This is a genomic window from Aeromonas sp. 601039, from assembly GCF_049174415.1.
Taxonomy (GTDB): Bacteria; Pseudomonadota; Gammaproteobacteria; order Enterobacterales; family Aeromonadaceae; genus Aeromonas; species Aeromonas veronii_A.
The window spans coordinates 1-12,845 of sequence record NZ_JAAKTL010000024.1; the positions used below are offsets into that span (position 1 = coordinate 1).

11 protein-coding genes, 2 tRNA genes and 1 pseudogene are annotated in these 12,845 nt (G+C 59.9%); 6 read left to right on the plus strand and 8 right to left on the minus strand.

The annotated features are described in order from the left end of the window. The 8 genes and pseudogenes from G5195_RS16870 to lolB form a co-directional block, all read right to left on the minus strand. Window positions 1–77: transfer RNA gene (locus G5195_RS16870), tRNA-Met, on the minus strand. A gap of 234 nt (window positions 78–311) precedes the next feature. Further along, window positions 312–1,403 (minus strand): redox-regulated ATPase YchF, encoded by a 1,092-nt coding sequence (ychF, locus tag G5195_RS16875; protein ID WP_005343844.1) that lies wholly within the window; start codon window positions 1,401–1,403, stop codon window positions 312–314. A 61-nt stretch (window positions 1,404–1,464) separates the two neighbouring features. Then, window positions 1,465–2,055, minus strand: a complete 591-nt coding sequence (gene pth / locus G5195_RS16880) for an aminoacyl-tRNA hydrolase (protein ID WP_167574292.1) — start codon at window positions 2,053–2,055, stop codon at window positions 1,465–1,467. 218 nt (window positions 2,056–2,273) lie between these two features. Beyond that, a complete protein-coding gene (locus tag G5195_RS16885; protein ID WP_421223388.1) occupies window positions 2,274–4,262 on the minus strand; it encodes a bifunctional metallophosphatase/5'-nucleotidase in 1,989 nt (662 codons plus the stop codon). A gap of 116 nt (window positions 4,263–4,378) precedes the next feature. Beyond that, window positions 4,379–5,326 (minus strand): ribose-phosphate pyrophosphokinase, encoded by a 948-nt coding sequence (locus G5195_RS16890; RefSeq protein ID WP_005343846.1) that lies wholly within the window; start codon window positions 5,324–5,326, stop codon window positions 4,379–4,381. Between the two features lie 197 nt (window positions 5,327–5,523). Then, window positions 5,524–5,598, minus strand: a tRNA-Gln gene (locus G5195_RS16895). Further along, window positions 5,578–6,448, minus strand: a pseudogene (ispE, locus tag G5195_RS16900) (4-(cytidine 5'-diphospho)-2-C-methyl-D-erythritol kinase). The gene G5195_RS16895 and the pseudogene ispE overlap by 21 nt, the downstream one beginning before the upstream one ends. After that, window positions 6,448–7,026: a lipoprotein insertase outer membrane protein LolB gene (gene lolB / locus G5195_RS16905; RefSeq protein ID WP_005353907.1), complete on the minus strand. Its 579-nt coding sequence runs from the start codon at window positions 7,024–7,026 to the stop codon at window positions 6,448–6,450. The pseudogene ispE and the gene lolB overlap by 1 nt, the downstream one beginning before the upstream one ends. Before the next feature lie 126 nt (window positions 7,027–7,152). Between lolB and hemA the strand changes: the two genes are divergently transcribed. The 6 genes from hemA (at window position 7,153) to kdsA (ending at window position 12,755) form a co-directional block, all read left to right on the plus strand. Then, window positions 7,153–8,412, plus strand: a complete 1,260-nt coding sequence (gene hemA, locus G5195_RS16910) for a glutamyl-tRNA reductase (RefSeq protein ID WP_005362209.1) — start codon at window positions 7,153–7,155, stop codon at window positions 8,410–8,412. A gap of 51 nt (window positions 8,413–8,463) precedes the next feature. Beyond that, entirely contained in the window at window positions 8,464–9,552 is a 1,089-nt protein-coding gene (gene prfA / locus G5195_RS16915; RefSeq protein ID WP_058055666.1) for a peptide chain release factor 1, read from the plus strand. 61 nt (window positions 9,553–9,613) lie between these two features. Further along, complete coding sequence (prmC, locus tag G5195_RS16920) at window positions 9,614–10,465, plus strand: peptide chain release factor N(5)-glutamine methyltransferase (protein WP_058055667.1); 852 nt, start codon at window positions 9,614–9,616, stop codon at window positions 10,463–10,465. A 56-nt stretch (window positions 10,466–10,521) separates the two neighbouring features. Further along, a complete protein-coding gene (locus G5195_RS16925; protein WP_058055668.1) occupies window positions 10,522–10,905 on the plus strand; it encodes a SirB2 family protein in 384 nt (127 codons plus the stop codon). 12 nt (window positions 10,906–10,917) lie between these two features. Then, window positions 10,918–11,718, plus strand: a complete 801-nt coding sequence (locus tag G5195_RS16930; protein ID WP_005362204.1) for a SirB1 family protein — start codon at window positions 10,918–10,920, stop codon at window positions 11,716–11,718. 182 nt (window positions 11,719–11,900) lie between these two features. Continuing rightward, window positions 11,901–12,755, plus strand: a complete 855-nt coding sequence (kdsA, locus tag G5195_RS16935) for a 3-deoxy-8-phosphooctulonate synthase (protein ID WP_216951850.1) — start codon at window positions 11,901–11,903, stop codon at window positions 12,753–12,755. Window positions 12,756–12,845: the final 90 nt, after the last annotated feature.

Below are 12,845 nucleotides of genomic sequence, written 5' to 3' on the forward strand. Positions count from 1 at the left end.
TGGTGGCTATGACGGGATTCGAACCTGTGACCCCCGCATTATGAGTGCGATGCTCTAACCAACTGAGCTACATAGCCAACCTTGCTTCCGGTGAGTCGTTGCCTCGTCACCGTGCGGGCCGAATTATGCGTATCTGGCTCTGGGGCGTCAACCCTTTTTTTGCCAGAAAAACGCAATTTGAGTGCGTTTGACCAGTTATTGGCCTCTGTTGCGCAAAAGCCCAACAATCTGGTTTTTTTTAAGACATTGCCATTATTGCCCGGGCAATGGCAGATAAAAAACAGGCCAGCAAATGCTGGCCTGTCATGGGATTAGACGTTGAACAGGAAGTTCATGATATCGCCATCTTTGACGATGTAATCTTTCCCTTCAGCGCGCATCTTGCCCGCTTCCTTGGCGCCTTGCTCACCCTTGTAGGTAATAAAGTCTTCAAAAGCGATGGTTTGGGCGCGAATAAAGCCTTTTTCAAAGTCAGTGTGGATCTTGCCAGCCGCTTGCGGGGCAGTGGCACCGACCGGAATAGTCCAGGCGCGCACCTCTTTCACACCGGCGGTGAAGTAGGTCTGCAGGTTGAGCAGCTGGTAGCCGGAGCGGATCACGCGGTTCAGGCCCGGCTCTTCGATACCAAGGTCAGCCATGAACTCGGCGCGATCTTCGTCGTCCAGTTCGGCGATGTCGGCTTCGATGGCACAGCAGACCACGACCACGACCGCGTTCTCGGCGGCGGCGATTTCACGCACCTTGTCCAGATAGGGGTTGTTCTCGAAGCCATCTTCCGCCACGTTGGCGATATACATGGTTGGTTTCAGGGTCAGGAAGTTGAGGTGGCTCACGGCGGCCAGCTCTTCTTTATCCAGCTTCATGCCGCGGATCATCTGGCCGTTTTCCAGTGCGACCTTGATCTTCTCAAGCACTTCTACTTCAAGCTTGGCATCCTTGTCGCCGCCTTTGGCGCGCTTGGACTGGCGGTGAATGGCGCGCTCGCAGGCGTCCAGATCCGACAGGGCCAGCTCGGTGTTGATCACTTCGATATCGTCAGCAGGGGAGACCTTGCCGGCAACGTGAATGATGTTCTCGTCGTCGAAGCAGCGCACTACGTGGCCGATCGCTTCGGTTTCACGGATGTTGGCCAGGAACTGGTTACCCAGACCTTCACCCTTGGAGGCACCGGCAACCAGACCGGCGATGTCCACAAATTCCATGGTGGTCGGTACAACGCGCTGCGGATTGATGATGGCAGCCAGCTGATCGAGGCGGGGATCCGGCATCGGCACCACACCTGTGTTCGGCTCGATGGTGCAGAACGGGAAGTTGGCGGCTTCGATACCGGCCTTGGTCAGTGCGTTGAACAGGGTGGATTTGCCTACATTGGGCAGGCCCACGATACCGCATTTAAAACCCATGGATTGTTACCTTACTTGATGGATGCTGTGAGGCTCGCCCGTAGGCGGCCCGTGTCATGCTTTATTCGGCTTTGAAGCTGTGCAAGCGATTCATGGCCTTGGTCATATCTTGTTTGAACAGGATGTCGGTGGCGCGCAGGGACTCGTCCAGCGCGGCGTCGATCAGGTTCTGTTCACTGCTGGGGGCCTTGGTCAGGACGAAGCCCGCCACCTGCTCTTTGCTGCCGGGATGGCCGATCCCGAGACGCAGCCGGAAGAAGTTATTGTTGTTGCCCATCTTGGCGATGATGTCCTTGAGGCCGTTATGGCCACCGTGACCACCACCCTGCTTGAACTTGGCGATGCCAGGCGGCAGATCCAGTTCGTCATGGGCCACCAGCATCGCTTCCGGCTCAATCTGATAAAAACGCGCCAGTGCGGCCACCGCCTTGCCAGAGAGGTTCATATAGGTGTTCGGGATGAGCAGCCGCACATCCTGCCCCTCGACCAGGATGCGGGCAGTATGGCCGAAGAACTTGGGTTCTTCACGCAGGCTGACATTGTGCCAGCGGGCCAGTTGCTCCACATACCAGGCGCCCGCATTGTGGCGGGTCTTGGCATATTCCGGGCCGGGGTTGCCCAGTCCGACGATCAGTTTGATTTCGCTTGTCACGCTTGATGTCTTCACTCGCAGCTGCCGTGGGCACACTACCCAGGGCAATAGGACGCAATATTCTAGCCGCCGAGTGGCGATCACTCAACCAATGCGCATGTTATGGCGGGATTTGCAGCATTATTGCGGCCAATGGGTGGCTAACGGTGGGCAAACGGGCCTCTTGCAAGAGGCCCGTTTCAGCTTGCCGATGGATTGTGCCCGGTTGACTACCGTCGTTATTTGGCACGCAACAGGGTTACGGTCTCTTCATCCAGTGCGGTCAGGGTGGGACGGGCATCGCGCACATACTCCACGAAAGAGGCTGCATCGGTGCCGCAATCCACGCCGCTGGCTTTGCAATCGAGTGGCTGGCCCGGGGCATAGACGGCGCTCAGCAGCTCGCCGTTTTGTGCCACCTTCAGCACCGGGAAGGCGGTCAGCTTGCCATTGACGCTGGCGATATCGACCCGCTCGCTCTTCTGACGCTGGGCATTGGCCAGTGCTTGCCAGCCATCGTTGCCGTTGGCGCTGTAGGCGTTCATCACCACCCGATAGTGCTGGCTATCCACCAGATCCTGCCACTCGCCGCTTGCGGTCTTGCGCTGCAATTGGGTCAGGGTGCCCGCTTTGCCTGCGTCGGTCTCCTGGAAGGTGTAACGCAGGTGGCCGCCATAGGGGAACTTGCCGGCATGGGCGCTGGCGGGCAGGGTGGCGGTGATGGTCTCGGTCAGCAGGGCGCGTACCTCGGCGCCAGTCAGGGTTAGCACCGCGAGCTGGTTCTTGAACGGCAGCAGGGTGAGGGCACTATCCCCCTCGCGCCATTCGCCAGCGGGCAGGTCGGCGCGCACGCCCCCCACCGCTACCAGTGCGAAGTCGACCGGCCCGCCGGTCAGGGCTTGCACTGCTGGGGTATTGGCCCAGTAGAACTCCCCTTCGGCAACCAGCGGCGCGACATCTGAGCCGTGGCTGTCGCTGCCGTTGTCGCCGGGGCGACGGGCATTTTGCAACTGCTCGGGAATAGTGCCGATCACCGGGCCGTAGGCTTTCTCCAGCGCCGGTTTGTAGTGGCTGTCGATGATGCCGCGCAGGCGCGGATCTTCATCCACGGTCACCAAATTGGGCTGGTTGTCGACAAACTGGCTCGCCTCTTTGCTGCGGGCGTCGTCGAGCGCTTGCTTGCGCGCCGCATCGGCGAAGAAGTCGCGGCTGGCCAGCAGGCTGTTGTGGCCCTGGCAGTCGGTCACCTGACCCTGGCTGTCAAAGGTCACCTGTGCCAGACCGATGGCCTGGGCATAGGAGCCTGCCTGCACCACGCAGGTTTTGCCGATGCCATCCGGATTGGTCACCAGCTTGGCGTAATCGCCGGTCTTGCCCCAGCCGATATTGCGAAAATCGCCCAGCAGGCTGTGGGAGTGGCCGCCGACGATGGCATCGAGGCCGTTTACCTTGGCGGCCAGCGCCAGATCCCGCTCGTTGCCGATGTGGGTGAGCGCCACGATCTGATGGATCCCCTTGGCTTGCAGCATGTCGACCGTGGCCTGAGCCGAGGCGACCTCCTTGCCAAAGCGCAGCTTGCCGACGTTGGGGGCGATATTGCCCATGTCTTCCAGTACCAGACCGATGACGGCGACCAGCTGTTTGCCTTGCGGCAGGTTGTCGAGATCGGTGACCGGACTCTTCTGGTTGCCGTCAAAGGCATAGACCACGAAGGGCTTGAGGTTGTCAGCCTTGCTAAGGGCCGGATCGGCCTTGGTGTCGAGGTTGGCGGCCAGCACCGGGAAGTTGACCCCCTCGATGAAGCGGGCCAGCTTCTGGTTATCCAGATCGAACTCGTGGTTGCCCAGCGCCATGGCATCGAGGCCGAACTGGCTCAGCAACTCGGCGTTGGCCATCCCCTCGTTGAGTTTGAAGTAGCCACTGCCCTGCCAGGCATCGCCGCCGTGCAGCAGCAGCAAGGGCTGGTTCTTGGCCAGCGCCTCGGCCTGATAGGCTTTCGCCATGGTCAGCAGGCGCGGATAACCGCCAAAGCGGGTATAGAGGGTGTCCATCTCCCCCTGCTGGGCAAAGATCTGCCCTTTGATCTCGGCATTGACCGGATCAAACTGGGAGTGGGTGTCGTTCATGTGAGCCAGGGTCAGCACAAAGGGCGGGTTCTCTTTGGCGGGCTGACAGGCGAACAGGGCGGAGGTGAGGGTCGCGAGCAGGAGGGGACGCAAGCAATTCATGGGTAAATCCTTAAGCCTGCCCGGGGCAGGGTCGTACCAGATAGCAGAAAGTTGGAAAGAGAAGGTCCAGAAAGACGAAAACCGCCTGATGGCGGTTTTCGTTATTGCTGAATCTATCAATGCTCAAACATGGCAGAGATGGACTCTTCGTTGCTGATGCGACGAATGGCTTCGGCCAGTACAGTTGACAGCGTCAGCTGCTTGACCTTGCCGACCGCTTTCATCTCCGCAGTGAGCGGGATGGAGTCGGTAATGATCAGTTCATCGATCACGGAGTTCTTGATGTTCTCGACGGCAGAACCGGAGAAGACCGGGTGAGTGGCGTAAGCGAATACACGCTTGGCACCGCGCTCTTTCAGGGCCTCTGCGGCTTTGCACAGGGTGCCGCCGGTGTCGATCATGTCATCAACGATGATGCAGTCGCGGCCGGCAACGTCACCGATCAGGTGCATGACCTGGGAGACGTTCGGGCGGGGACGGCGCTTGTCGATGATGGCGATGTCGGTGTCATCCAGCAGCTTGGCGATGGCGCGGGCACGCACGACGCCACCGATGTCCGGGGAGACAACGACAGGAGACTCGAGGTTCTTGGACTTCATGTCTTCCAGCAGCACCGGGCTACCGAACACGTTGTCTACCGGAACGTCGAAGAAACCTTGAATTTGTTCGGCATGCAGGTCAACGGTCAGCACGCGATCCACACCGACGCTGGAGAGGAAGTCAGCGACAACCTTGGCGGTGATGGGTACACGGGCAGAGCGGACGCGGCGGTCCTGACGGGCATAACCAAAGTAGGGGATAACGGCAGTGATACGGCCAGCTGAAGCACGACGCAGAGCATCCACCATGACGATCAATTCCATCAAATTGTCGTTGGTCGGGGCACAGGTGGATTGAATGATGAAGATATCGCCACCACGTACATTCTCATTGATCTGTACGCTGATCTCGCCGTCGCTAAAGCGACCTACGGCAGCATTGCCGAGTTTGATAAACAGGCGATCTGCGATCTTCTGGGCTAGTTCCGGCGTTGCGTTACCAGCAAACAGCTTCATGTCAGGCACGGTTTGAAACCTCGGGGTTGCATCCAGTATGTGGGGGAGTCTGAAATCAGACCCTATCGTTTTGGGGCAAACGATTTATCAAGATAACGTACAAGGTGTCTGCTGCCCAATGAATGTGATGATACCGGTAACCCGAATCCGTGGCCGAGTGCAAAACCGGCCACGTTTATCACAACGCATCATTGATACTTGGGAATTGGCTGGGGTACTAGGATTCGAACCTAGGAATGGCGAGATCAAAACCCGCTGCCTTACCGCTTGGCGATACCCCAATCATTTGAACTGTTGCAATGTGGAGAAGAGAGGTGATATGTTCTCGCCCTTGGCGACAAACCCATCAAGTCCCTTCGGCACGCAGGCCAACACTTCCCGAGCAGTCACTTCGTCTTCAAATTGAGCAAAGACGCAGGCTCCTGTGCCCGTCATTCTTGACGGCGCGTATTCTAGCAACCAGCCGAGCGCATTGGCAACCTCGGGGTGGCGCTTTTTCACCAGTGATTCGCAATCGTTTTTCCACTCGCCTTCCAGCAAGTTGTCCAGCGCCATTTTCGGCGTGGCTCTCGGCAGGTCCGGATCCTGGAATACGGCCGCGGTCGCCACATGGCAATCGGGCTTGAGCACCAGATACCAGGCATCGGGCAGTTCGACCGGTTGCAGCCGCTCGCCCACCCCTTCGGCAAAGGCCGCCTTGCCACGGACAAACACCGGTACATCAGCCCCCAACTGGACGCCAAGTGCTGCCAGTTCATCTTCACTCAAACCCGCCTGCCAGAGGTGGTTAAGCGCCACCAGCGTGGTTGCTGCATCGGACGAACCGCCGCCAATACCGCCCCCCATGGGCAGCACTTTTTCCAGCCGGATATGGGCCCCCTGCGGGCTCGGCAGGGTTGCTTGCAGCAGGCGTGCCGCCCGAATAATCAGATTCTGCTCATCCGGCACCCCGGGAATGGCCGGCGTCAGGGTGAGTGTGTCGCTATTCGGTATCACCTCAAACTCGAGCCAGTCGCTGTGGTTGAGGAAGATAAACAGGGTCTGCAGCTCGTGATAACCATCGGGACGACGGCCATTGACGTGTAGAAACAGGTTGAGTTTGGCCGGTGCCGGCCAGCGTGTGGAAGCCATTATCGTGCAAGAGTCCATTGGTTGATTTGAAGCTTGAGGCGGCTGTTCTGGCCAGTCATGGTCAGCTGGTGTGGCAGGCGGTAGCCATCCTGATCCCGATAATCGCCATAGACGATCTGCCACTGGCCGTCGCGCACGCTGGCCAGACTGCTGTCGGGGTTGAGTTCAAACTCCGCCTGACCCGGCAGCCCCTTGATCCACTCCGGTAATCCCGCAACCGGAATATTCCAGCCGGTCAGTTGATAGATGAGCGCTTCGGCATCCTGGCTCTGGTGGCGATTGCCGTCGCTGTCGAGCAGGGTGATCTCCCCCTTGCTGCGGGAGAGCTCCAGAATGCTGGTGCCAATCAGGCTGGTGAGGTTGAGGCGATAATCCTCCCCATCCTGCTGCCAGTTGAGGCGGGCGCTGCCCTTTTGTTGGGGGGTTATGATGGCCATCTTGCCGGATAGCTGCCAGTGGGTCAGCTGCTCGAGACGGGTCCGCTCCTGGTTCCAGTTCACCTGGTCACGCTGGGGCTGGGTGGTGGCACAACCGGCCAGCAACAGCAGGCAGGTGAGGGTAAAAATACGTAGCAGCAAGAGACGGCTCCAGAGAGAGGAATTTGCCACAGTATACGGGGCGGCCGTATTGCTTTTAAAGACTTACCCTTTCTCGTACAATTGGCAGCCTTTGCACCCAGCGTATGAAATGATCGTCGCCCACTCATGAGTTTGCTTGCCCTCGGAATCAACCACAACACCGCCAGTGTCGCCTTGCGGGAACGGGTCGCCTTTGGCCCGGACTGCATCGATCGCGCCTTGCGTGAGCTGGTGAGCCAACCCGGTGTCAGCGAGGCGGTGATCGTCTCCACCTGCAACCGGACCGAACTCTATTGCAATCTGGAGGAGGAGCGGCAGGAGCAAGTGCTGCGCTGGCTGCAGCAGTTCCACGGGCTGGACGCGGCCGAACTGGTCACTGCCATCTATCAGCATCACGATGAAGAGGCGGTGCGCCACCTGATGCGGGTGGCGTGCGGGCTCGACTCGCTGGTGTTGGGGGAGCCGCAGATCCTGGGGCAGATCAAGCAATCCTACGCCCATGCCCAGCAGGCGGAGTCGGTGAAGGGAGCGCTGGAGCGGCTGTTCCAGAAATCCTTCTCGGTGGCGAAAAGAGTGCGTACCGATACCGAGATTGGCGCCAGTGCCGTGTCGGTGGCCTTTGCCGCCGTCAGCCTGGGTCGGCGGATCTTCTCCGATCTCTCCCAGACCAAGGTACTGCTGGTCGGTGCGGGGGAGACCATTGAACTGGTTGCCCGTCATCTGCGCGAGCAGAACGTCACCAAGATGATGGTGGCTAACCGCACCTTGCAGCGTGCCCAGACCCTGGCGGCCGAATTCGGTGCCCAGGTGATGACGCTCGAAGAGATCCCCGACTATCTGCACGAGGCGGATATTGTCATCAGCTCGACGGCCAGTCCTTTACCCATCATCGGCAAGGGGATGGTGGAGCGCGCGCTGAAGGCCCGCCGCTTCAAACCCATGTTTCTGGTGGATATTGCCGTGCCGCGTGACATCGAAGCCGAAGTTGATGAGCTCTCCGATGCCTATCTCTACACGGTGGATGATTTGCAGGGGATCATCGAGCAGAACCTCGAAACCCGTAAACGGGCTGCCGCACAGGCGGAAGTGATCGTGCAGGAAGAGCGCGACGAGTTTATGGGCTGGTATCGCGGCCAGAGCTCGGTCGACCTCATTCGCGATTATCGCCATCAGTCCCAGCAAGTGGCTGATGAAGAGTTGCAACGGGCCCTGCTGGCATTGGCGCAGGGCGAGAGTGCCGAACAGGCGCTCAAGGCGATGGCCCATCGCCTCACCAACAAATTGATCCACGCGCCAACCCAGGCGTTGCGCCAGGCTGCCTCCCAGGGGGATCAGAGTGAGCTCTCCCGCTTGCGGCAGGCGCTGGGGTTGTCACAAGAGCCATAATTTTCGGGCAACCTGCCGGTTGTCCCGTCCTCCATTGAGAATGCAAGAGTTATGAATCCGTCACTGATCAGAAAGCTGGAAGGCCTCATCGAGCGCCACGAAGAAGTACAGGCCATGCTCGGCGAGCCGGATGTGGTCTCGGATCAGGATCGCTACCGCGCCCTGACCCGCGAATATGCCCAGCTGGAAGATATCGTTCACGCCTTCCAGCGTTACCGTCAGGCGCAGGATGATCTTGAGACCACCCAGATGATGCTGGAGGAGGATGATGCCGACCTGCGCGAGATGGCGCAGGAGGAGCTGCCGCTGGCCAAGGCCAATCTGGAGGCACTGGAGCAGGAGCTGCAACTGATGTTGCTGCCCAAGGATCCCAAGGATGACAATAACTGCTATCTGGAGATCCGCGCCGGTGCCGGTGGCGACGAAGCGGCCATCTTTGCCGGTGACTTGTTCCGCATGTATTCACGGTTTGCCGAGCGTCAGGGCTGGCGCGTCTCCATCGTCAGCTGCAATGACGGTGAGTACGGTGGCTACAAGGAGGTGATCGCCAAGATCGACGGCGAGCGCGTCTATGGCCGCCTCAAGTTTGAATCCGGTGGTCACCGGGTACAGCGGGTGCCGGAGACCGAATCTCAGGGCCGGGTGCACACCTCCGCCTGTACCGTCGCCGTGTTGCCGGAAGTGCCGGAAGCCGAGCAGATCGAGATCAACCCTTCCGATCTGAAGATCGACACCTTCCGCGCCTCCGGTGCCGGCGGTCAGCACGTCAACAAGACCGACTCGGCCATTCGCATCACCCACCTGCCGACCGGTCTGGTGGTGGAGTGCCAGGACGAGCGCTCCCAGCACAAGAACCGCGCCAAGGCGATGTCGGTGCTCTCCGCCCGCCTGCAAGCGGCCGAGGATGAGCGCCACCGCGCCGCCGAGCAGAGCACCCGCCGCAATCTGGTGGGCTCCGGCGATCGCTCCGAGCGCATCCGTACCTACAACTACCCGCAGGGCCGCCTCTCCGAGCACCGCATCAACCTGACCCTCTATCGCCTCTCCGAAATTTTGGAAGGGGATCTGGACTGCGTTATCACGCCGCTGGTGCAGGAGTATCAGGCCGACCAGCTCGCCTCGCTGGCCGAGAGCAATTGATGCAAATGCAGAACCGGCAAGCTCGCATTCAGACGTGCCTGATTAAGGTGGGACGGTACTGATGCAGATCCAGCAGGCTCGTGCCCATATCATGACCGTACTGGCTGAGGGGGAGTCCCCTCGCGCCGATGCCGATGTGCTGCTCTGTCATTTGCTTGACTGCCGGCGCAGCTATCTGATGACCTGGCCCGAGCGCGAACTGGATGCCGCCCAGCAGGCCACCCTGCAGACGTGGCTGGCCCGTCGTCTCAACGGCGAGCCCATCGCCCATCTGGTGGGCGAGCGGGAGTTCTGGTCGCTGCCGCTGAAAGTGAGCCCGGCGACCCTGATCCCGCGCCCTGATACCGAGGTGCTGGTGGAGCAGGCGCTGGCGAAGATCCCGCAAGGGCCCTGCGCCGTGCTGGATCTCGGCACCGGCACCGGCGCCATCGCGCTGGCGCTCAAGTCCGAGCGGCCCGAGGTCGATGTGTGGGCGGTGGATCGGATGGCCGATGCCGCGGCTCTGGCCCGCGAGAACAGCGCCGCACTGGGGTTACCCATCGAGGTGCGCGACGGCAGCTGGTTCGAGCCCCTTGGCGAGCCGGATCACGACGAAACGCCACGATTTGCGGTGATTGTCTCCAATCCCCCCTATATTGATGGCGCCGATCCCCATCTCGAGCAGGGTGACGTGCGCTTTGAACCCCGCTCGGCGCTGGTTGCCGATGACGCCGGGCTGGCCGATATCCGCCACATCGTGGCCCATGCTCCCGCTTATCTGTTGCTTGACGGCTGGTTGCTGCTGGAGCATGGCTGGGATCAGGGGAAGGCGGTGCGTCAGTTGCTGCGCGATGGCGGTTACCGCGAGGTAGCCACTGTGCGCGATTACGGGGATAACGACAGGGTGACGCTGGGCCTCTGCCCGCTGCGCTGACGGTTCCTCACTGTTACACGGCGGGTTGCCTGTGCGCCCCCATGCAAGGATTGAATATGGTTTTTGTGCTCAAACACCTGCACCTCGCCCTGATTGCCGGGGCCGTGCTGATGTTTATGCTCCGCTTCTACTGGGTACAGACCGCCACTGGCCGAGCCTATAGCGCGCCGGTGATGAAGGTCAGCGGCTGGCTCAACGGTCTGGTGGTGCTCTCCGGCGTATTGCTCTGCATGGTGCTGGATCTCAACCCGCTCAATAACGGAACGCCCTGGCTCAGCGAGAAGCTGATGGCCATTCTGGTGCTGGTATTTCTGGCGGCGATGGCGCTGCGGCTGGCCAAAAGCAATCTGGTGCGCTGGTGCTCCTTTCTGGGGGCGCTCGGCTGGATCTACTTTATTGCCAAGTTGGCAGTGCTCAAACAGACGAGTGTGTTCGGCTAAGGCATGAAGAGAATGTTACACATAGACGAATGGACCGATTTCGAAGCCCACGACATCACCGAGCTGGCGTTGTCAGTCAGTGACGAAATTTATGGCTCGGTCGAGGAGGGGATCCGCGAGTTGAACCTGCTGGACGAGTGGCTGGACGAGCAGATCGAAGAGGGCACCTGCGACGAGGTGCGCCAGCAGTTGCTGCAAGGCTTCTACCACAGCCTCGGTTTTCATGGCGATTGGCAGGATTATTTCTCTGCCAACAATTGCGATCTCAATCAGGTGCTGGTTCAGCGCAAGGGGATCCCGGTCAGCCTCGGCATTCTCATCATTCAGCTGGGGCGCAAGCTCGGGCTCGATGTAGAGGGGATCTGCTTCCCCGGCCACTTCCTGGTGAGCTTTGCCGGTGGCGAGGGGGAGGTCTATGTCGATCCCTTTACCGGCGATGAGCTGAGCCTGGCCCGCATCGAGCTGCTGCTGCGCGGCGCGTTGGGGGACTTGGCGACCCTGACCCCCGACTACCTGCAACCCTCCGGCCAGTGGGAGATCATCGAACGGCTGCTCAACGTCAGCAAGGGTGCCCTGCTGCGGGAAGACCGCATGCCCGAGGCGCTGCGTTGCAGCGAGCTGTTGCTGCGGATGAAGCCCGGCGATCCGCTGGAGACGCGGGATCGCGGCTTTATCTACGAGCAGCTCGACTGCCCGCGCCAGGCCGCCGACGATTTTGAATATTTTATTGAACAATGCCCGGACGATCCGGTCGCCGATGTGCTGAAAGTGCAGCTGGCCGCGCTGGATCTGAGCCCCAAGCCCCTCCATTAAGGGCGGCTTGAAACTAAACAGAAGAATATCAAGGCCGCTGCGTCCGGTCGCAACGGAGTAACTTGGCTTCAGGCCCTTTTATTAAGGATGTCTTGGAGTTGAAACAGAAGAATATCAAGGCCGCTGCGTCCGGTCGCAACAGAGTAACTAGGCTTCAGGCCCTTTTATTAAGGATGTCTTAGATGGAACAGAAGAATATCAAGATCAACCAGATCGACGTTGCCAACGACAAACCGTTCGTGCTGTTTGGTGGCATGAACGTGTTGGAATCCCGCGACATGGCGATGGCGGTGTGCGAGAAGTACGTGGAAGTGACCAGCAAGCTGGGCATCCCGTTTGTCTTCAAGGCGAGCTGGGACAAGGCCAACCGCTCCTCCATCCACTCCTACCGCGGTCCGGGTCTTGAAGAGGGGATGAAGATTTTCCAGGAGCTGAAAGCGACCTTCGGCATGCCGGTCATCTCCGATCTGCACGAACCCCATCAGGCCAAGCCTGTCGCCGAGGTGGTGGACGTTATCCAGCTGCCCGCTTTCCTGGCGCGCCAGACTGATCTGGTGGAAGCCATGGCCCGCACCGGCAACGTTATCAACATCAAGAAGCCACAGTTCCTGAGCCCAAGCCAGATGAAGAACATCACCGACAAGTTCGAGGAGTGCGGCAACGACCAGCTGATCCTGTGCGAACGCGGTGCCAACTTCGGCTACGACAACCTGGTGGTGGACATGCTGGGCCTGGGCGTGATGAAGAAGAGCACTGGTGGCTATCCGGTGATCTTTGACGTGACCCACTCCCTGCAGTGCCGTGATCCGCTGGGTGCCGCCTCCGGTGGTCGTCGCGAACAGGTGACCGAGCTGGCGCGCGCCGGTATGGCGGTCGGTCTGGCCGGTCTCTTTATCGAATCACACCCGGATCCGAAAATTGCCCGCTGCGATGGCCCGAGCGCCCTGCCGCTCGACAAGCTGGAAGGCTTCCTCAAACAGATGAAGGCCATCGATGACCTGATCAAGGGTTTTGAGCCCCTGGATACCTCTGCTTGATGGGACAAGCACTTATCACAAGGCCTCGCAATGCGAGGCCTTGTTTTTTGCGCTTGCCTAGTGAAAGCACGTATAAAAAAACGGCCGATA